Origin of the sequence: Kitasatospora azatica KCTC 9699 (assembly GCF_000744785.1) — a bacterium.
GTDB lineage: Bacteria > Actinomycetota > Actinomycetes > Streptomycetales > Streptomycetaceae > Kitasatospora > Kitasatospora azatica.
The window spans coordinates 2,398,387-2,416,971 of sequence record NZ_JQMO01000003.1; the positions used below are offsets into that span (position 1 = coordinate 2,398,387).

The 18,585-nt window shown below is 71.4% G+C and carries 16 protein-coding genes; 7 read left to right on the top strand and 9 right to left on the bottom strand.

Going from position 1 to position 18,585, the window contains the following annotated elements; all coding sequences use genetic code 11:
* Positions 1-29 precede the first annotated feature (29 nt).
* Entirely contained in the window at positions 30-1,598 is a 1,569-nt protein-coding gene (locus BR98_RS21310) for an IS1182 family transposase (RefSeq protein ID WP_051969118.1), read from the top strand.
* Positions 1,599-1,699: 101 nt separating this feature from the next.
* On the opposite strand, the gene BR98_RS42080 is transcribed toward BR98_RS21310, so the two are convergent.
* The 3 genes from BR98_RS42080 to BR98_RS21325 all read right to left on the bottom strand — a co-directional run bounded on the left by BR98_RS42080 (position 1,700) and on the right by BR98_RS21325 (position 7,836).
* The gene (locus BR98_RS42080) at positions 1,700-3,598 is read right to left on the bottom strand and encodes an ATP-binding SpoIIE family protein phosphatase (RefSeq protein WP_035846925.1); all 1,899 of its coding nucleotides are present in this window, start codon (positions 3,596-3,598) and stop codon (positions 1,700-1,702) included.
* Positions 3,599-3,636: 38 nt separating this feature from the next.
* Positions 3,637-4,398 carry a class I SAM-dependent methyltransferase gene (locus BR98_RS21320; RefSeq protein WP_232247476.1) on the bottom strand — a complete coding sequence of 254 codons (762 nt, stop codon included), beginning with the start codon at positions 4,396-4,398 and terminating at the stop codon, positions 3,637-3,639.
* A gap of 465 nt (positions 4,399-4,863) precedes the next feature.
* The gene (locus tag BR98_RS21325) at positions 4,864-7,836 is read right to left on the bottom strand and encodes an AfsR/SARP family transcriptional regulator (protein WP_035846928.1); all 2,973 of its coding nucleotides are present in this window, start codon (positions 7,834-7,836) and stop codon (positions 4,864-4,866) included.
* A 212-nt stretch (positions 7,837-8,048) separates the two neighbouring features.
* Here BR98_RS21325 and BR98_RS21330 point away from each other — a divergent pair, with 212 nt between their 5' ends.
* Together BR98_RS21330 and BR98_RS21335 are read left to right on the top strand one after the other, a co-directional pair.
* A complete protein-coding gene (locus BR98_RS21330; RefSeq protein WP_035846930.1) occupies positions 8,049-8,276 on the top strand; it encodes a hypothetical protein in 228 nt (75 codons plus the stop codon).
* Between the two features lie 301 nt (positions 8,277-8,577).
* Positions 8,578-8,901 carry a hypothetical protein gene (locus BR98_RS21335; protein ID WP_035846931.1) on the top strand — a complete coding sequence of 108 codons (324 nt, stop codon included), beginning with the start codon at positions 8,578-8,580 and terminating at the stop codon, positions 8,899-8,901.
* A gap of 7 nt (positions 8,902-8,908) precedes the next feature.
* Here the strand turns inward: BR98_RS21335 and BR98_RS21340 are convergent, their stop codons facing one another.
* Positions 8,909-9,784 (bottom strand): LLM class F420-dependent oxidoreductase, encoded by an 876-nt coding sequence (locus BR98_RS21340; RefSeq protein WP_035846932.1) that lies wholly within the window; start codon positions 9,782-9,784, stop codon positions 8,909-8,911.
* A 101-nt stretch (positions 9,785-9,885) separates the two neighbouring features.
* Here BR98_RS21340 and BR98_RS21345 point away from each other — a divergent pair, with 101 nt between their 5' ends.
* A complete protein-coding gene (locus BR98_RS21345; RefSeq protein ID WP_157537873.1) occupies positions 9,886-11,184 on the top strand; it encodes an Ig-like domain-containing protein in 1,299 nt (432 codons plus the stop codon).
* Positions 11,185-11,250: 66 nt separating this feature from the next.
* Here the strand turns inward: BR98_RS21345 and BR98_RS21350 are convergent, their stop codons facing one another.
* Complete coding sequence (locus tag BR98_RS21350) at positions 11,251-12,945, bottom strand: fumarate hydratase (protein WP_035846938.1); 1,695 nt, start codon at positions 12,943-12,945, stop codon at positions 11,251-11,253.
* A gap of 139 nt (positions 12,946-13,084) precedes the next feature.
* Here BR98_RS21350 and BR98_RS21355 point away from each other — a divergent pair, with 139 nt between their 5' ends.
* Positions 13,085-13,744 (top strand): DUF1707 SHOCT-like domain-containing protein, encoded by a 660-nt coding sequence (locus tag BR98_RS21355; RefSeq protein ID WP_051970019.1) that lies wholly within the window; start codon positions 13,085-13,087, stop codon positions 13,742-13,744.
* Between the two features lie 319 nt (positions 13,745-14,063).
* Positions 14,064-14,387: a WhiB family transcriptional regulator gene (locus BR98_RS21360; RefSeq protein ID WP_035853301.1), complete on the top strand. Its 324-nt coding sequence runs from the start codon at positions 14,064-14,066 to the stop codon at positions 14,385-14,387.
* A 55-nt stretch (positions 14,388-14,442) separates the two neighbouring features.
* Here the strand turns inward: BR98_RS21360 and glpX are convergent, their stop codons facing one another.
* Complete coding sequence (gene glpX, locus BR98_RS21365; protein ID WP_035846940.1) at positions 14,443-15,483, bottom strand: class II fructose-bisphosphatase; 1,041 nt, start codon at positions 15,481-15,483, stop codon at positions 14,443-14,445.
* Positions 15,484-15,716: 233 nt separating this feature from the next.
* Here glpX and BR98_RS21370 point away from each other — a divergent pair, with 233 nt between their 5' ends.
* Positions 15,717-16,226 carry a DUF4245 domain-containing protein gene (locus BR98_RS21370; protein WP_035846942.1) on the top strand — a complete coding sequence of 170 codons (510 nt, stop codon included), beginning with the start codon at positions 15,717-15,719 and terminating at the stop codon, positions 16,224-16,226.
* A gap of 117 nt (positions 16,227-16,343) precedes the next feature.
* Here BR98_RS21370 and BR98_RS21375 read toward each other — a convergent pair whose 3' ends face one another.
* From BR98_RS21375 to xseA, 3 genes are all read right to left on the bottom strand, one after another.
* Positions 16,344-16,946, bottom strand: coding sequence for a malonic semialdehyde reductase (locus tag BR98_RS21375; RefSeq protein ID WP_035846944.1), 603 nt, complete (start codon positions 16,944-16,946; stop codon positions 16,344-16,346).
* A 147-nt stretch (positions 16,947-17,093) separates the two neighbouring features.
* Positions 17,094-17,330 (bottom strand): exodeoxyribonuclease VII small subunit, encoded by a 237-nt coding sequence (locus BR98_RS21380; RefSeq protein WP_035846947.1) that lies wholly within the window; start codon positions 17,328-17,330, stop codon positions 17,094-17,096.
* A 4-nt stretch (positions 17,331-17,334) separates the two neighbouring features.
* Positions 17,335-18,585, bottom strand: coding sequence for an exodeoxyribonuclease VII large subunit (xseA, locus tag BR98_RS21385; protein ID WP_051970020.1), 1,251 nt, complete (start codon positions 18,583-18,585; stop codon positions 17,335-17,337).

Genomic DNA, 18,585 nt, shown 5'->3' on the forward strand with positions numbered 1-18,585 from the left:
AGCGGTGGGGCCAGACTCGTCTTGTGGCGATGGGGGAATGGGCCGGGGAGACGGTCGGGCCGGATGTGTGGGAGACCTGCCGGGAGTTGATCCCGGTGGGCAGTGTGTTCGCGTTCCTGGCCGAGCATCGTGGCCGGGTGTTTCCAGTGGAGATGTTCGCGGACATGTATCCGTCGGCGAACGGCCGCCCGAGCATGCCTCCGCAGATCCTGGCCGCGGCGATCACGCTGCAGGCCCTGCACGGCTTGTCCGACTTCGAGACGGTGCAGGAACTACGGTGTGACCTTCGTTGGAAGGCCGCCTGCGGGCTGGGCCTGTACGACACGGCGTTCGACCCGTCGCTGCTGTCCTACTTCCGCCGCCGGTTGGCCCGTTCTGCCCAGCCCAACCGGGTGTTCGAGGCCGTGCGGGAGGTCGTGAAGGCGACCGGGGTGTTGAAGGGCCGCCAGAAGCGAGCGCTTGACTCGACCGTGCTGGACGACGCGGTCGCCACTCAGGACACCGTCACCCAGCTGATTGCCGCCGTCCGGGCGGTGATCCGCGAGGTCCCCGGCGCCGAGGCGGTCGCAGCCGTGCAATGCACCGCGCACGACTACCGCGATCCGGGCAAGCCCCGCATCGCCTGGAACGACCAGCAGGCCCGGGCCGATCTGGTGGACGCCCTGGTCGGCGACGCGCTGCGGCTGCTCGGGCACCTGCCCGAGCAGCAACTGGGCGAGAAGGCAGCGAACGCGGTCGGGATCCTGGCCCTGGTCGCCGGGCAGGACGTCGAGCCGGCCGACGGCTCCGACGGGCGTGACGGGCGCTGGCGCATTACCCAAGGGACGGCACCTGACCGCGTCATCTCCACCGTCGATCCCCAGGCCCGGCACGTCCACAAGACCCGCACCCGACACCAGGACGGCTACAAGGCCCACCTCGCCGTCGAACCCGAGACCGTGATCTACACCGACGTCGAGCTCACCCCCGGTAGCGGCAGTGAACACCACGAGGCGGCCGTCGCTGCCGAGTTACTCGCTGCCGAGACCGAGCCGGTGGAGGCGTTCGGCGACACCGCGTACTCCACCGGAGGGACCCGCCAGGCCCTGGCCGGCCACCGCCTCTACTTCAAGCCGGTGCCGCAACGACCCGCTGTTGCGGGCGGGTTCGTCCTGGACGATTTCCGCATTGATACCGCCGGGGGCACGGTCGCCTGCCCAGCCGGCACGACCGTTGCGCTCTCGCGCGATCGAGGCCCTGACCTTCCCCGCTCGGCAAACTTCGGGGACCGGTGCACCGGCTGCTGGCTCCGTGAGCGGTGCACGACCTCCAAGACCGGCAAGGCCCTGCGGATCCAGCCCGGCTACGACCTCCAGCGCGCCGCACGGCAACAAGCCGCCGATCCCGCCTGGCAGGCCGCCTACCGCCGATGGCGGCCCCCGGTCGAACGAGCCGTGGCCTGGCTCGTCGGACACGGAAACCGCCGACTGCGCTATCGAGGAACGATCAAGAACAACGCCTGGCTCCACACCCGCGCTGCCGCCCTCAACCTCCGAACACTCATCAACCTCGGACTCGACCACAACGGCACCACCTGGCACATCCGGGCCACCGCCTGAGGGCAGCCGCCCGGATCACACCAAGATCTTCATCAGTCTTCTAGGGCCTGTCCGGCCGATCTTGCCGGGCGCGACGCCGGGCAAGACCGACCGGACAGGCCCTAGCCTCTCCGCGGCGGCAGGCGCTGTTCGAACCAGACCACCTTGCCGCCGCCCAGCCGGGTGGCGCCCCAGCCGTCGGCGCACTTGGCCACCAGTTCCAGGCCGCGGCCGCGTTCCTCCTCGGGACCGGCCTTGCGGCGGCGCGGGAGGGCGGGACTGTCGTCGCCGACCTCGCAGCGCAGCACCGAGGTGCGGACCAGCCGCAGCGTGACCGGCTTCTTGGCGTGCTGGACGGCATTGGTGACCAGCTCACTCACCATCAGCTCGGTGTTCGCCGCGAGCGACTCCAACCCCCAGCGCCGCAGCGCGTGCCCGGCCAGCCGCCGAGCCCGCCCGGGCGTCTCGCTGCGCGGCTGCAGGTACCAGTACGCGACGTCCTCCGCCGGGATCCCGTCGAAGGCCGCCGCCAGCAGCGCGATGTCGTCCGCCCGGTCCTCCGGCGGCAGGATCCGCAGCGCCTCCTGGCAGATCTGCTCGGGGGAGTGCTGGTGCGCGTGCGAGAGCCGCTTGCGCAGCCGTTCCAGACCGGTGCTGATCGGTCGGCGCGGATTCTCCACCAGCCCGTCGGTGAAGAGCAGCAGCGCCGAACCGGGCGGTGCGTCCAGCTCCTGGGAGGCGAAGTCCACCCCGCCCACCCCGATCGGCGCGCCGGCCGGCAGGTCCTCCAGGAGCTCGGCCCGCCCGTCCGGGTGGATCAGCGCGGGCGGCATGTGCCCGGCGTTGGCCACCACGATCCGGTTCGCGATCGGGTCGTAGACGGCGAACACACAGGTCGCCAAGTGCTCCTCGCGGCCCAGGCGTTGGGCCTGCTCGTCGAGGTGGTAGAGGACTTCGTGCGGCGGCAGGTCGAGGGCCGCCAGGGTCTGCGCGCTGGTCCGCAGCTGGCCCATCACGGCCGCCGAGGTCAGCGAGTGCCCCATCACGTCCCCGACGATCAGCGCCACCCGGTTGCCCGGCAGCGGGATCGCGTCGTACCAGTCGCCGCCGACCTGCGCCTCGCTCTCGCCGGGCAGGTAGCGGTGCGCGAGCCGTACCCCGTGCGGCTGCGGCAGGTGGGTGGGCAGCATGCTGCGCTGCAGGCTGTTGGCGATCTCCGACTCGCGGGTGTAGCGGTGCGCGGTGTCCACCGCGAGCCCGGCCAGGGTGGCCAGGTGGGCCGCGGTCTGGGTGTCGGCCGGATCGAACCGGGCCGGTTCCTTGCGCTCCTGGTCGGTCTGCGGCCGCCGGATCAGCACCAGCAGCCCGAGCGCGGTGTCGTCGTCCTTCTCCCCGCGCCGACCGCGCTTGGCCCGACCGTACAGCGGCAGTGCGAGCAGCGCGGTGCCGCGGGCCAGACCGGCCAGCGCGCGGGCGCCGTACAGCTCGACGAAGAACGGGCGCAGCCGCTCGCCCTCGGCGGTGCCGAGCACCACCGGGCCGGCCGCGGCCTGGCTGTGCAGCGCCCGGTCCAGTGCGCCGCCGGGCTGCGCGGTGACGGTCCGTCGGGCGTGGCCGAGCCTGGTCCCCTCGGCCCGGTGCAGCCGCAGCTCGACCGGGGCCCGGCGGTCCCGGTCCCGGCCGGCGTCGGGGGTGCGTTCGCGCAGGTGGACCAGGGCGGCGTCGGCCAGCGAGGGGACCAGCACCTTGACCAGGCTGCGCACCGTGACGGCCGGGTCCAGGCTGGTGTTGATCAGTCGGGTGGCGTTGTTGAGGTAGGCGAGCCGCTCGGTCAGCGCCTGACGGACCCTCATGTTCAGCGGGGCACCACCGGCGGGCGCGGGGACGGGCGCGGGCACGGCCGGGGCGGGCACGGTCGGTGAGGGGCCGGCGGGCGCGGGGTTGCGGGCTCCGGGCGGCGGGTGGCGCTGGGTCGGGACGGCGGGCGGCCGGCCGGCCTGGGGGGAGGGAAGGTCGCGCACGGGTGCCCGTTCTTACTGGTCGGGGTGGGACGGGTTGATCAGGGGGTTCGACGGCAGTGCAGGAAGAGTTGCTCCTCCGGCGGCAGCGCCGTACACGCCGGCGCGTACGGCCGGCCGTTCAACGCCTCCACCGTGAAGCCGGTCTGCCGCAGCACCTCGGTCAGCTCTTCGCGCAGGAAGCCGCTGATTCTGATCTCCTGGCCGAGGAAGACCATCGGATAGTCGTCCAGATCGGCCTCGACCAACCCCAGCGCCAGCAGCCCGCCCGGCCGCAGCAGTGTCCTGATCCGCCCCAGCGCCACCCGGATCTCGTGCTGCGGCAGCAGGATCAATGAGAAGAACGCGGTGGCGGCGGCAAAGGTGCCCGCCCCCGCGGGACCGAGCGCGGGCAGCCCCCAGGCCGTCTCGGCGCGCTCGGTGGCCAGGTCGAACAAGTCCATCCGGTGGTACTCGGCGGCCCCGGGCAGTGCCTGCCTGGCCAGCGACAGCATGCCGTCGGAGAGGTCCACCGCGGTGACCGCGAGCCCGCCCGCAGCCAGTTGACGGGTGGTCGGATCGCCGATGCCGCAGCCGATGTCGAGCACCTGGTCACCCGGCGCCAGCTCGTCCAACAGCCGTCGGCCGGCGGCCAACTGGCCCGCCTTGGCCGGGAACGCCTCGCTGTACCGAGTGCCGATCGCGTCGAAGGCCAGTGCCTGCAGGGTCCGTTCGGCACTGCGGCAGGTCGGTGCGGTCCCGGTGGACGCAGTGGTCCCAGCGGTCCTGCCCCGGGCGGGGTCCGATATCTGTCCCGTCGTCACGATTGAGAGGCACCTTTCCCGCGCCGCACCGCTTGTCGAGCCCACTCCATCCGCGTTGTCCGGGGCACCGCCCTCCCGCACGTGCCACCTGGCCTTTGAGAATATGCGCGATCACGATGCTGTGGAGGCCGTTTCCGGCCAACTCGTCCGGGTCAGGACCAATACGGCTGGTCAGCGGCGGCTCGACGGAAGCGCAGCGGGGCGGGCAGGGGTGGTGAGCGCCGGTCCCGCACGCCCGTCCGGCCGACCCGACGGGTCCGGTCAGCACAGCCCCGCCCCCGTTTATTGGATGTCAATCGCCGACTGTCACAGTCTTGTCAGCGCCGGGGAAGCGCAGAGAGGTGCTCCCGCAGCCGGGGGGCTGCGGGGTCACCGCTTGATCGGGGGATCAGCGCTTCCCACATCGGGGGGACACCGGGGCACGGGGGAGCGGGGAACGGGGCCCCGCGGGGGGAGCCCCGGTGGCTACGGCGCGAACGGGGAGTCGGGCTCGGTGTGCTGTTCGTCGATGAGGCCCCGCACGGCTTGGGCCTCCGGCACACCGAGCCGGGTGAAGATCTCGTGCGCCTCGGTGAGGCAGGTCAGACCGCGGCCGGGGTGACCCAGGCGGAGCAGCGCTTCACCGAGGGCGGCGTTGGCCAGGCCCTGGCAGTAGGCCGTGTCCATCTCGGTGGCAATGGTGAGCGCCTCCTCGGCGGCCTTCGCGGCCTCGGCCAGCTGACCGTCCGCCAGCAGGCACCCGGCCAACCGGGCCAGTGAGAGACCCTCCCAGAGCCGCTGCTGCTGGTCCTGGTAGAGCTGGTGCGCCTCGCTGAGCTGGGCCGCCGCCTCGGCTGCCGATCCGGTGGCGCGCAGCACGACACCGAACTGGTAGAGGGTGTCGGCCAGGCAGCGAACATTGCCGGAGGCACGCGCGGTGGCGACGGCGGACACGGCGGATTCGACGGCCTCGTCCCACTGTTCGAGCTTCAGATGGACCCGGGCGATGTTCCCCTGGATGCGGGCCGAGCTGCCCATCGCCGCGAGGGCGTTGGACAGGTCGCGGGCTTCCACGAGGAACGGCAGCGCTTCGGCGGGACGGCTGGCGGTCAGGACACTGCCCAGCGCGCTGCTCGCGGCGGAACGCAGGCCCGGTGTCTGAGTACCGACCAGGTCGAGGCAGTCACGGAAGCACTGCTCGGCCTCGCGGTAGTCGCCGGTCATGTAGGCGAAGAAGGCCAGGGCGAACCGCACCCGGGCCAGTGCGGCGTCGTCCGAACGGCCGCTGGCCGCCGTGTCGGCGATGGCCAGGGTCCGACGGATCCGCTCCGCGTGGTTCGGCTCGTCCGCCACGGTGTTCAGGGTCACCAGCAGATCGATCGCCAGTCGGAGCAGGTCCGGTGTGCCGTCGATCGACTCGTCGATGGCGCCGAGAATGAGCGCCAGCTCCGACCGCAGCCAGCCGCGTGCCGCGTCCGCACCGCTCAACGGCTCCCCGGGGTGGGTCAGCAACTGGAGCGGCTCGATCAGCTGGTCGTCCGGCTCCAGGATCTGGGCGGCGTTGCGGACCGTCGAGACCAGCAGCGCCAGCAGCCGCAACAGGGCAGCCTGAGTGTCCGCCAGGTCCGCGACCTTCTCCCGCTGCTTCTGCGCGAAGAGCCGCAGCAGGTCGTGGTACCGGTACCGGCCGGGGGTGAAGCACTCCAGCATGTTCGCCTCGACCAGCGCCTCGGCCACCTCCTCGGCCTCGTCCTCGGAGGTGCCGAGCAGCGCGGCCACGGCGGACAGCGGCAGATCGGGGCAGTCGACCAGGGCGAGCAGCCGGAAGGCACGCGCCTCGGTGGGCCGCAGCTGGCCGTAGCCGAGGCCCAGGGTGGTCTCCACCGCCAGGTTCCCCAGCTGCAGTTCGTCCAGCCGGCGCCGCTGGTCCGCTAACCGCCTGGCCAGGTCCGCGACCGTCCACCGGGGCCGGCTGGCGAGGCGGGCGGCGGCGATCCGGACCGCGAGCGGCAGGAAGCCGCAGGAGGTCACCACGGCGAGTGCCGCCTCTGGTTCGGCCTCGACCCGGTGCCGTCCGGCGATCGCGCCGAACAGCTCCAGCGCCTCCGCGGGCGTCAGCTCCTCGACGTCGAACAGGTGGGCGCCGGGGATCCCGGCGAGCCTGGAGCGGCTGGTGGCCAGCACCGCGCAGCCGGCCACCCCGGGGATCAGCGGGGCGATCTGCTGCGCGTCATGGGCGTTGTCCAGCATGATCAGCATCCGCCGGTCGGCCAGCACCGAGCGGTAGAGCGCGACCCGCTGGTCGAACGGTTCCGGTGCCTCGGTCACCCCGAGGGCGAAGAGGAAGTCGCCGAGCACCACTGCGGGATCGGCGGGCGTCGGGCTGACCCCGCGCAGGTCCACGTAGAGCTGACCGTCCGGGAACTCGGCGCGCACGCTGTGCGCGACATGGACGGCCAGGGTGGTCTTCCCGACCCCGCCGATGCCGGCCAGTGAGGTCACCACGACGGCTTGGCCCGAGGCCCGTCCCAGTACCTCGCGCAGGTCCGTGACCAGGGCCGCGCGACCGCTGAAGTCCGAGACGTCGGCGGGCAGCTGGGCGGGCGGGGTGGGCACCGGGACCGGCCCGCTCTCGCTGACCGGAATTCCTGGTTCCGTTGTGGAATTCATCAACGTCGGATCAGCCGAGAGGATCCGTGAGTGCATCGCGGCCAGGCTCGCACCGGGCTCGACACCGAGTTCCTCGATCAGCAACTTCCGGGTGGCCGAGTAGACGCTGAGCGCCTCGGCCTGTCGCCCGCTGCGATATAGCGCGAGCATCAGGAGTTCCCGCAACCGCTCGCGCAACGGGTGTTCCGCCGTGAGGTGGCTCAATTCGGAGACGATTTCCGCGTGCATGCCGATTTCGAGCGCAGTCGCGCTGCGTTCCTCGCGGGCCGCGACATGATGCTCCACCAGACCCTGCCGCTGGGCCTCGGCGTACGGGCCCGGAATCCCGGCCAGCGGCTGGCCGCTCCACAGGGCGATCGCCGAGGTCAGCAGCTGGTGCGTCTTCTCGGGACTGGCGTTCTGCCGGGCCTGCGCGGCCTCGGCGAGCAGTGAATCGAAAACCGAGAGATCGAGCGCTTCGTCCGGAATGCGCAATGCATAACCGTCCCGCACCGAGATCAGCAGCTCGGCGGGCGCACGGACTTCGCGCCCGGGCTCGATCACCGAGCGCAGGCGCGAGACGTAGGTCCGCAGCGCGGCCACCGCCTGCGGCGGTGGGCGGTCGCCCCAGAGGCCGTCGACCAGCTCCTGGGTGGTCACCGGACGGCCGCGGTGCAGCAGCAGGGCGGTCAGGATCGCCTGCTGCTGCGGTGATCCCAGCGCGAGGGGTTGCTCGTCGCGCCAGGCCTGGACGGGTCCGAGCACCTGGAAGCGCAGCACGGCATTGTGCGGCGTTGCCTGAAGCTCCATAAGGGTCCCCCGATGGCCTGTTACTTCGAACCTCGAAGTGTCGCCCCCCATGCTCCGGATGCAATGCCTGGTCAGGAAGGGCAAATCGGGCAGTTTGTGCACTTGGAGGGCTGTTTATAAGACATTTAACGACCCCTACGATACTGTCCCCACGCCGCGGTCAGACCGACCGGGGCGGTTCAGTACAGGCGCCCCTGAGAGGTGGTTCGGCCATGGCCGACAACGAGACTCCGATCGCTGCTCCGGAGCAGACCGATGAGCTGGACGACTTCCTCGTCGAGGCTGTCCAGCCCACGGCGCAGGCGGCCGACCAGCACACGGAGCCCGGCCCGACCCCGGCGCTCCCGTCCGACTCGACCGCCGTCCCGACTCAGACGCCGCTCCAGGCCGGCGACGGCGGTACTGCTCAGCCGACCGGTTCGATAATCAACACCCACTGAAAAGCAGGGGCGGCCGCCCCTCACTTTGGCTTGATTTCACCAGGTAGCTGTCCGGTGGCACTACGCGGAGACCCTCCGCCGCCCCCGCAGAGCCCCCGACGACCCCGGGGGCTCTCGCCTTGTGCGAGGCGCAGGCCCGGCGGGTGCTGACGGCGATCGGCTCCGGTGAACGCACCCCTCCAAGGAGACCCGCTACCTGGTCGCCGATCCCCAGGTGGGCGCGCCGGTGATCCTCGGTCGCCATTCGATCACCCTGTGTAAGAGTGGTGATGGCAGTCGACCCGTCCCCGAGGAGCCTTCCATGCCCATCGCCGTCGCCAAGCTCTCCGACCCGACCGTCCGTGCGCTGGTCGCCGCGATCAACGGCAACGACCGAGACGCGTTCACCGCGCTGCTGACCCAGGGCGCGACCATGTCGGACGACGGGTCGGACCGGGATCTGTACGACTGGATCGACCGGGAGATCTTCTCCTCGCACGGGCACATGGAGGTGCAGACCGAGTCCGACGGCGGACGGGCGCTGATCGCGAGCTTCCGCAACGAGACCTGGGGCGAGATGCGCACCACGTGGAGGTTCGAGATCGAGGACGGCAAGGTGAGCCGCTTCGAGACCGGGCAGGCCTGACCCTCGGTCAGCCGATCCCGGCGGCCGCGGGCAGGATCCGCTGCGCGAGCTGCTCGACGAACTCCGCCGGGTGGCCGCTGGGCGTCACCTGGACCTCGGTGACGCCCAGTTCGGCGAGCCGGGCCAGCTCGGCGAGGAACTCGTCCGGCCGGTCGAGCACCGGGCGGCGGCTGTACATCACGGTCTTCTCGATGGCCTGGTAGTCGCGCTCCTCGGTGGCGCAGTGGGCGCGCAGCACGTCGAGCTTGTGGGCGACCTCGTCCACGTCGGTGCCGAAAAGGTTGCAGGCGTCCGCGTACCGGGCGACCAGCCGCAGGGTCTTCTGCTCGCCCCCGCCGCCGATCATGATCGGCGGTCGCGGTCGGCTGAGCGGGGCCGGGACGCAGAGCGTCTCGGCGAGCTGGTAGTGGCGTCCCTGGTAGGGGCCGTTGTTCTCGCTCCACATCTGCAGGCAGATCTGCAGCGTTTCCTCCAGCCGGTCGAACCGCTCGGCCACCGGGACCCACGGGACGCCGAGACCGCGCTGCTCCCGCTCGTACCAGGAGGCGCCGAGGCCGAGCCGGGCCCGCCCGCCGGAGAGCACGTCCAGGGTGGTCACGATCTTGGCCAGCAGGCCGGGGTGGCGGTACATCACCCCGGTGACCATCAGCCCGAGCGTCATCCGCTCGGTCAGCGCCCCGAGGTACCCGAGCGTGGTGTAGCCCTCCAGCATCGGTTCCTCGGCGGTGAAGTCCTGGAACTCCATCTGGAAGTAGTGGTCCATCACGGTGAACGAGGCGATCCCGGCCTGCTCGGCGGTCCGCGCCGTACGGGCCAGGGTGGGGGCGATCTGCGCGGGGTCGGCGGGGGTGGAGTAGTTCCAGTAGTGCAGGCCGAGCTTCACGTTGGGCTCCAGGTAAACGGGTGAACTTTGCCGACAACGGAGGAGATCCGACCGTTCGTGAGCTGACTATAAGTCAGAAAGCCACTACGGGAGGTCACCCCATGCTCCACTTGCGAAGGCGCGTGCTCGCGCTCCTCGCGACGATGCTCGGCCTGCTGCTCTCGATCGGTCTGCAGCCGCAGCCCGCGGCCGCCGACCCGCCGCAGTACACGATCACCGTGGAGCCGGTGGCCCAGACCCAGATCGCCGGGAAGTGGGCCTACCTCACCACGCACGTCCGGTCCGCCAGCAGATCGGTCGACCACGTGCGGGTCGATATCAAGATCGTGTCCGGGCCGAACACCGGCCCGTTGGCCTCCTCGTGGACCGACCCTTCGGGGGACACCACCGAGGAGATCTCCTACGCCTACGGTTCCGTCCAGCAGCTCCAGATGAGCGTCACCGAGGACAACGGCGCGGTGGACACCGCCGAGCCGATCACCGTCACCTGGCTGCCCGCCGCCACGATCAGCCTCGCACCCCAGGCGCAGACGGCGTACCTGGGCCGGCCGGCGGCGCTGACCGCGACGGTGACGGTGCCGGACGGCGGCACGCTGCCGTCGAGCGTGGACTTCGCGATCCAGGGCGCCAACTCCGGCCAGTCCGGCTCCAAGCCGCTCGTGGTGGACAGCCCCACCTCGGGGCACGCCGACTTCGGGTACACCAGCCAGAGCCTCACCAGCGACACCGTCACGGCGAGCGTCTTCGACTCGGCCTGCGTGACCGACCAGTCCGCCGCGGTCACCGTCGACTGGCAGCCGCCGTTCGCCGCCACCCTCGCCCCCGCGACCCAGTCGGCGTTCACCGGTCGCACCGCCTCGGTCACGGCCACCATCGCCCAGGACGGCGCGCCGTACTCCGGCGGCCCGGTGGAGTTCACCGTCACCAGCGGTCCGAACGCGAGCCGGACCGGCAGCGCCACCACGGACGCCGACGGCCACGCCGTCTTCCGGTACAGCGGCAGCGCCGCCGGCCGGGACAGCATCGAGGCGAGCTTCACCGACCCGGCGGGCGCCACCCACCGCACGAACACCGTGACCGTCGACTGGGCCGACGCGCCGATCACCGCCACCGGTCAGGACCTGGCGGAGCGCGAGTGCCGCCGGTTCACCGCAGCGGTCGCCGGCTTCACCGTGCCCGACCCGCAGGCCGCCGCGACCGAGTACGCGGCCGTCGTGGACTGGGGTGACGACACCCGGAGCTCCACCGGCACCGTCACCGGCCCGACCGGCGGCCCGTTCACGGTCAGCGGCAGCCACCGCTACATGTGGGCCGGCGACTACACGGTCACCGTGACGATCACCGCCGTGGCCCACCCGTCCGACCACGCCACGGCGACCACCCGGGTCAGGGTCGGCTAGGGCCCGTCCGGTAACGCGTCAGGGCCGCTCACCGAGGACGGTGAGCGGCCCTGATCACGTGTCAGCTCACTGCTTCGAGCGCACCGGGATGCTGGTGATCAGCGGCGCGGCGCCGGTGGTCTCGGCGAAGAAGTCGTTGCCCTTGTCGTCCACCACGATGAACGCCGGGAAGTCCTCCACCTCGATCCGCCAGACCGCCTCCATGCCGAGCTCGGCGTACTCCAGCACCTCGACCTTCTTGATGCAGTCCTGGGCCAGCCGGGCGGCCGGGCCGCCGATCGAGCCGAGGTAGAAGCCGCCGTGCTGGGCGCAGGCGTCGGTGACCTGCTTGGAGCGGTTGCCCTTGGCGAGCATCACCATCGAGCCGCCGGCCGCCTGGAACTGGTCCACGTAGGAGTCCATCCGGCCCGCCGTGGTGGGGCCGAAGGAGCCGGAGGCGTAGCCCTCGGGGGTCTTGGCGGGGCCGGCGTAGTAGACCGGGTGGTCCTTGAGGTACTGCGGCATGCCCTCGCCCGCGTCCAGCCGCTCCTTGATCTTGGCGTGCGCGATGTCGCGGGCCACCACCAGGGTGCCGGTGAGCGACAGGCGGGTCTTCACCGGGTACTTGGAGAGCTCCGAACGGACCGTCGACATCGGCTGGTTGAGGTCGATCCGGACCACCGAGTCGTCCAGGCCCGCGGCGGAGCCGCCAGTCAGCGCAGTGTCGGTGGTCTCCGGCAGGTACTTGGCCGGGTCGGTCTCCAACTGCTCCAGGAAGACACCCTCAGCGGTGATCTTGCCCAGCGCCTGGCGGTCGGCCGAGCAGGAGACGGCCATCGCGACCGGCAGCGAGGCGCCGTGCCGGGGCAGCCGGATCACCCGCACGTCGTGGCAGAAGTACTTGCCGCCGAACTGGGCGCCGATGCCGATCTTCTGGGTCAGCTCGGTGACCTTGGCCTCCAGCTCCAAGTCCCGGAAGCCGTGGCCGGTGGCCGCGTCGCCGCTGGTCGGCAGCTCGTCCAGGTAGTGCGCGGAGGCGTACTTGGCGGTCTTCAGCGCGAACTCGGCGCTGGTGCCGCCGACCACGATCGCCAGGTGGTAGGGCGGGCAGGCCGCGGTGCCGAGCGAGCGGATCTTCTGCTCCAGGAAGGCGAGCATCGAACGCTCGTTGAGGATCGCCTTGGTCTCCTGGTACAGGTACGACTTGTTGGCGCTGCCGCCGCCCTTGGCCATGAAGAGGAACTTGTACGCGTCGCCGTCGGTCGCGTACAGCTCGATCTGCGCGGGCAGGTTGGAGCCGGTGTTCTTCTCGTCCCACATGGTGACCGGGGCCATCTGCGAGTACCGCAGGTTGAGCTTGGTGTACGCGTCGAAGACGCCGCGGGCGATCGCCGACTCGTCGGCGCCCGCGGTCAGCACGTTCTGGCCGCGCTTGCCCATCACGATCGCGGTGCCGGTGTCCTGGCACATCGGCAGGATGCCGCCGGCCGAGATGTTGACGTTCTTCAGCAGGTCCAGCGCCACGAAGCGGTCGTTCGGGCTGGCCTCCGGGTCGTCCAGGATCCGCCGCAGCTGGGCCAGGTGCGCCGGGCGCAGGTAGTGCGAGATGTCGTGCATGGCGGTCGCCGTGAGCAGCCGCAGCGCCTCCGGCTCGACCTGCAGGAAGCGACGCCCGCCCGCCTCGAAGGTGCTGACGCCCTCCGAGGTCAGCTTGCGGTACGGGGTGGGGTCGGCCCCGAGCGGGAGCAGGTCGGAGTAGGCGAAGTCTGGCGTGGATGCCATGCGAGGTCCTTCACGGGATTGGTGGTGCTGCGTCGGCGAAGCGCCCTCCAGGGTAGATCCAGGCTCCCCCGTCCGGGGGTGCACCCCCTAGGCTGTGACGGTGGACACTACGCCGTCTGGGGCCGACCAGCCCGTACCCATGAAGAAGGCCGAGCAGCCCGCGACCCGGGTGGCCGAGGCCGAGCTGCGTGCCTCGGACGCCGACCGGGAGCGGATCGCCGATCTGCTCCGGGACGCGTACGCCGAGGGCCGACTGACCGTGGACGAGCACGCGGAGCGGATCGAGGCGGCGTACACCGCCAGGACGCTGGGCGAGTTGGCCCCACTCACCCGTGACCTGCCGACCCACCGGCCGCTCTCGGTCTCGATGGAGAAGCCGGTGGCCGCACCGCCGACCCCGCCGCTGCCGCCGGCCCGCGAGGAGTCGGCCAACCTGGTGGCGATCTTCGGTGGCGCGGTCCGCAAGGGCCGCTGGCGGGTCGGCACCCACATCCGGGCGACCGCGGCCTTCGGCGGGGTCGAACTGGACCTCACGGACGCCGTCTTCGAGTCGCCCGAGGTGCTGATCGAGGTCTCGGCGCTGTTCGGCGGGGTGTCCATCCGGGTGCCGGAGAACGTCACCCTGGTCGGCGGCGGAGTGGGCATCTTCGGCGGCTTCGACGTGCGCGAACAGACCGCTCCCGACCCCTACGCACCAGTGGTCCGGGTCAAGGGCACCGCGATCTTCGGCGGCTGCGACGCCAAGGCCCGCCGCGGCAAGAAGGTCAAGGAGTGGGTCCGCCGGCAGCTCGACGGCTGACCGACCGGAGCCTCACGTTCCGTCAACTCCATGACCGGCACTCATGGTTGGCACGAGTGCAGGCTGTTGCCGGGTGAACACGGTGTGCATGAACCGGGATCGCGCGGGGTAATTCCTGGGGCACATCGTTTTTGAACGGCTGCGGTCAGACGGCGTCGTAACTCACTCAGGGCGGCAGCCGGGCAGTGACGCGAGCCTTTCCCGAGCTGTGTCAGGAGTCGCCGTGCTGCACCCGATCGAGCCCAGCACCACCGCCGTGAGCCACGCCGCCAGCGGGCGGCGCGGCCTCGGGAGCGCTGCGCGCAGCGCCCCGGTCGCGGTGCGCTCGCTCGACCCGTCGGAGGACAACCCCTGGCACACCCTGGCGGCCTGCCGCCGGGACGAGGCCGGACTCTTCTTCGCCCCCTCCAAGGAGCCGACGGCCGCCCGGCTGGCCCGGGAGGAGCACGCCAAGCGGGTCTGCGCCGGCTGCCCGGTGCTGCTCTCCTGCCGCGAGCACGCCCTCGCCCAGCCGGAACCGTACGGGGTCTGGGGCGGGCTGACGGCTGCCGAGCGCCGGGTGCTGCTGGCCCGCCGCCGGCGCCGCGCGACCGAGAGCACCCTGGTACCGGTCCAGCTCGAACGGGGCCGGATAGCGGGCTGAGCCCGCCGTCCGACCCCGTTCGGTCAGTGCTGTTCCGCGCCTGGTCGCTCCGCGCTCAGTTGGCGCGGTCGAAGTCGATCGCGCTGTACGCCCGCAGCTTGGCGAGCTTGTGGGTGGAGTCGATCTGGCGGATGGTGCCGCTCTTGGAGCGCATCACCAGGGAGCTGGTGGTGGCGGTCTCCTGGCGGTAGTGGACGCCGCGCAGCAGTTCGCCGTCGGTGATGCCGGTGGCGACGAAGAACACGTTCTCGCCACTGACCAGGTCGTTGGTGCTGAGCACCCGGTTGAGGTCGTGGCCGGCGTCCAGGGCCTTCTGCTTCTCGGCCTCGTCCTTGGGCCACAGGCGGCCCTGGATGACGCCGCCCATGCACTTCATCGCGCAGGCGGCGATGATGCCCTCGGGGGTGCCGCCGACGCCCATCAGCAGGTCGATGCCGGTGCCCTCGCGGGCGGCCATGATGGCGCCGGCCACGTCGCCGTCGGAGATGAACTTGATCCGGGCGCCCGCCTCGCGGATCTCCCGGACCAGGTCGTTGTGGCGCGGGCGGTCGAGGACCACCACGGTGACGTCCTCGACGGCGCTGCCCTTGGCCTTGGCGACCCGGCGGATGTTGACGGCGGCGGGGGCGGTGATGTCGACGTAGTCGGCGGCTTCGGGGCCGCAGACCAGCTTGTCCATGTAGAAGACGGCGCTGGGGTCGAACATGGTGCCGCGGTCGGCCACGGCGAGCACCGCGACGGCGTTGTTCATGCCCTTGGCGGTCAGCGTGGTGCCGTCCACCGGGTCCACGGCGACGTCGCACTCGGCGCCGGTGCCGTCGCCGACCCGCTCGCCGTTGTAGAGCATCGGGGCTTCGTCCTTCTCCCCTTCACCGATGACGACGACGCCGTTCATCGAGACGGTGGAGACCAGGGTGCGCATGGCCTTGACGGCCGCGCCGTCGGCGCCGTTCTTGTCGCCACGGCCGACCCAGCGGCCGGCCGCCATGGCCGCTGCCTCGGTGACCCGGACGAGCTCCAGGGCGAGGTTCCGGTCGGGGGCCTCCGGGGCGACCTCCAGCGAAAGCGGGAGGTGGGAGGTGTGCTGCGTGGTCATCGTCGTTACCTCTCTGTACGCGACGGCCAGTCAGCGGTCGACTACTGTCAGGTCGAGCGCTGCGATGAGGGTCCCCCGATCGTATCTGTCGATGGAATGACTGTCTGTGGCGCGGGTCCCGCCCACCTGCGGTTCTGCAATGGTTTGGGCGTTATGCGGCCTCGGGCGGCACCCCGGTGGTCAGGTACTTCGGCACGATGGGTCACCATGTTGGGGTGGCAGGCAAAGGTGGCATGAGAGGGCGGCAGACGGTACGGGACATGGTCCTGTCCATGCTCGCCGTCATGGGTGTGGCCCTGGTGGCGTATCTGACGATCCCGCACAGCAGCAGTGGTGACGGGGTTCACGTCGTGGACTACGGTGCGGAGCTCGCCTCCGCCAAGCGCGCGGCGCCGTACCCGGTGCTGGCGCCACAGGGGCTGTCGGACAAGTGGCGGGCGACCTCGGTGCACTACCGCAAGGACGCCGACGGCCACGCCGGCTGGCACCTGGGCTTCGTCACCCCGGACGGCAAGTACGCCTCCGTCGAGCAGAGCGACGCACCCAGGAACGACCTGCTCAAGGTCGTGGTCACCGGCTACGCGCCGGACGGCAGCTCGACCATCGACGGCCAGCCCTGGGCCCGCTACCAGGGCGACCACTACCGCAGTGTGACCGAGAGCACGGGCGCGGCCACCACGGTGGTCGCCGGCAGCGCCTCGTACCAGGAGCTCGACCAGCTGGCGCAGGCGCTCAAGCCCTGACCCGGGGCAGCCTCGATCCGGAGCCGAGACGCCGGAGGACCCGGGAGACGGCGAAGGACCCGGAAGACGCCGAAGGACCCGACCCCCGAGGGGCCGGGTCCTTCGGCGTCTGCGGCATCAGACGGTGGTGACGACCTCGTCGTAGGCCAGCCGCGGGCTGCGCGGGTACCAGGCGTCCGCGCCCGGCTTGCCGATGTTCACCACGGCCAGCACCGAGTGGTCACCGTCGGCGAAGAACTCCTTGTTGATGCCCTCGGCGTTGAAGCCGGTCATCGGGCCGGCCGCCAGGCCGGCGGCGCGCACGCCGATGACGAAGTAGCCGACCTGCAGCGCACCGTTGAACGCCGCCGAGCCCTCGCGGACCGGGCGCTCCGAGAAGAAGAGGTCCTTGGCCTGCGGGAAGGCCGGGAACTGGGCCGGCAGCTCCTCGTGGAACTCGTTGTCGGCGGCCAGGACGGCGACCAGCGGGGCCGAGCCGGTCTTGGCCTTGTTGCCGTCCGCCATGTGCGACACCAGGCGCTCGCGGGCCTCGGCGGAACGGACCAGGACGACGCGCAGCGGCTGCTGGTTGAACGCGGTCGGCGCGTACTTCACCAGGTCGTAGATCGCCTGGAGCTGCTCGTCGGTGACGGGCTCGTCGGTGAAGGTGTTCGCGGTGCGGGCCTCGCGGAAGAGCAGGTCCTGGGCGGCGGCGTCGAGAACGAGCGCGTTGTCGGTCATGGTGCAGCACCTCTTGGCTGGTCGGTACGGATCATGCGGCGAAGGCCGCGCACACCGTCCAACCTAGGTGAATTTTCAACTATTCCTCAAGCGGCTGTGATCAACATCACTCTTGATCGCTCCGCCCGGGTACTCGCTCCGGCCGGGCTACTCGCCCCCGCCCGGCTCGGCCCGCTGCTCGGCCGCCAGCGCCGCGTCCAGCCGCGCCCTGGCCCCGTCCAGCCAGCGCTGACAGACCTTGGCCAGCTCCTCGCCGCGCTCCCACAGGGCCAGCGACTCCTCCAGCGTGGTCCCGCCGGTCTCCAGCTGCCGGACCACCTCCATCAGCGCATCCCTGGCCTGCTCGTAACCCAGCTCGGTGGTCGCGGTCTGCTCGTCAGCCATGCGTTCAGCCTAGGGGCTGGTCCGGACATTCCGGCTGCGGATCGGGCGCCGGCAGCTGACCGACCGTCACCTCGAAGCCGCCGCCCGCCACCCGGGCGTGCAGCGCGGCGCCCTCGGTGAGCTGCACCGGATCGGTCACCACCTGCCCGTCGGCCCGCTGCAGCACCGCGTACCCGCGCTCGAGCGTGGCGGCGGGGGAGAGCGCCACCACCCTGGCCAGGGTGTGCCCGAGGTCCGACTCGGCCCGGTCCAGGCGGTGCCCGAGGGTTCGCCGGGCCCGGTCGAGCAGCGCGGTCAGCTCCTGCTCGCGCTCGCCGAGCAGCCGGTGCGGCGCGGCCAGCACCGGACGACTGCGCACCCCGGCCAGCCCGGCCCGCTCCCGCTCCACCAGACCGGTGATCATCCGGCGGGCCCGGTCGCGCAGCTGGCGCACCCGGGCCTGCTCCTCGCCGACGTCCGGCACCACCCGCTTGGCGGCGTCGGTGGGCGTGGCGGCCCGCAGGTCGGCGACGAAGTCCAGCAGCGGCTGGTCCGGTTCGTGGCCGATCGCGCTGACCACGGGCGTGCGGGTGGCGACCACGGTGCGGCACAGCTCCTCGTCGGAGAACGGCAGCAGGTCCTCCACGCTGCCGCCGCCACGGGCCACGATGATCACGTCCACCTCGGCGTGCTGGTCCAGCTCGCGCACCGCCCGGGCCACCTGGCCGGCCGCCTGCGGGCCCTGGACCAACACGTTGCGCACCTCGAAACGGACCGCGGGCCAGCGCCGGCGGGCCACCTCCAGCACATCCCGTTCGGCCGCCGAGGCCCGCCCGGTGACCAGCCCGATGCAGTGCGGCAGGAACGGCAGCGGACGCTTGCGCTCGGCCGCGAACAGCCCCTCGTCCGCCAGCTTGCGCTTCAGCTGCTCCAGCCGGGCCAGCAGCTCACCGAGCCCGACCAGCCGGATCTCGGTGGCCCGCAGCGAGAGCGTGCCACGCGCGGTGTACCACTCGGGCTTGGCGTGGAGAATCACCCGGGAGCCCTCGTGCAGGGTGTCGGCCAGCGGCTCGACCACCGAGCGGAAGCAGGTCACGCTCAGCGAGACGTCCTTGTCCGGGTCACGCAGCGTCAGGAACTGCATCCCGGGCCGGCGGCTCAGCTGGGTGATCTGGCCCTCCACCCAGATCGCCCCCAGCCGGTCGACCCAGCCGCCGATCAGCTGGGACACCTTGCCGACCGGGAGCGGCGCTTCGGGGGAGCTGGGATTGGCCAT

Bases quoted from the DNA above. Each gene is read 5' to 3' on its own strand.
- BR98_RS21310 (WP_051969118.1), top strand. From the start codon at position 30: ATGGGGGAATGGGCCGGGGAGACGGTCGGGCCGGATGTGTGGGAGACC.
- BR98_RS21325 (WP_035846928.1), bottom strand. From the start codon at position 7,836: ATGGAGCTTCAGGCAACGCCGCACAATGCCGTGCTGCGCTTCCAGGTG.
- BR98_RS21330 (WP_035846930.1), top strand. From the start codon at position 8,049: ATGGCCGACAACGAGACTCCGATCGCTGCTCCGGAGCAGACCGATGAG.
- BR98_RS21335 (WP_035846931.1), top strand. From the start codon at position 8,578: ATGCCCATCGCCGTCGCCAAGCTCTCCGACCCGACCGTCCGTGCGCTG.
- BR98_RS21345 (WP_157537873.1), top strand. From the start codon at position 9,886: ATGCTCCACTTGCGAAGGCGCGTGCTCGCGCTCCTCGCGACGATGCTC.
- BR98_RS21350 (WP_035846938.1), bottom strand. From the start codon at position 12,945: ATGGCATCCACGCCAGACTTCGCCTACTCCGACCTGCTCCCGCTCGGG.
- BR98_RS21355 (WP_051970019.1), top strand. From the start codon at position 13,085: ATGAAGAAGGCCGAGCAGCCCGCGACCCGGGTGGCCGAGGCCGAGCTG.
- glpX (WP_035846940.1), bottom strand. From the start codon at position 15,483: ATGACCACGCAGCACACCTCCCACCTCCCGCTTTCGCTGGAGGTCGCC.
- BR98_RS21370 (WP_035846942.1), top strand. From the start codon at position 15,717: ATGAGAGGGCGGCAGACGGTACGGGACATGGTCCTGTCCATGCTCGCC.
- BR98_RS21375 (WP_035846944.1), bottom strand. From the start codon at position 16,946: ATGACCGACAACGCGCTCGTTCTCGACGCCGCCGCCCAGGACCTGCTC.
- BR98_RS21380 (WP_035846947.1), bottom strand. From the start codon at position 17,330: ATGGCTGACGAGCAGACCGCGACCACCGAGCTGGGTTACGAGCAGGCC.
- xseA (WP_051970020.1), bottom strand. From the start codon at position 18,585: ATGGCCAATCCCAGCTCCCCCGAAGCGCCGCTCCCGGTCGGCAAGGTG.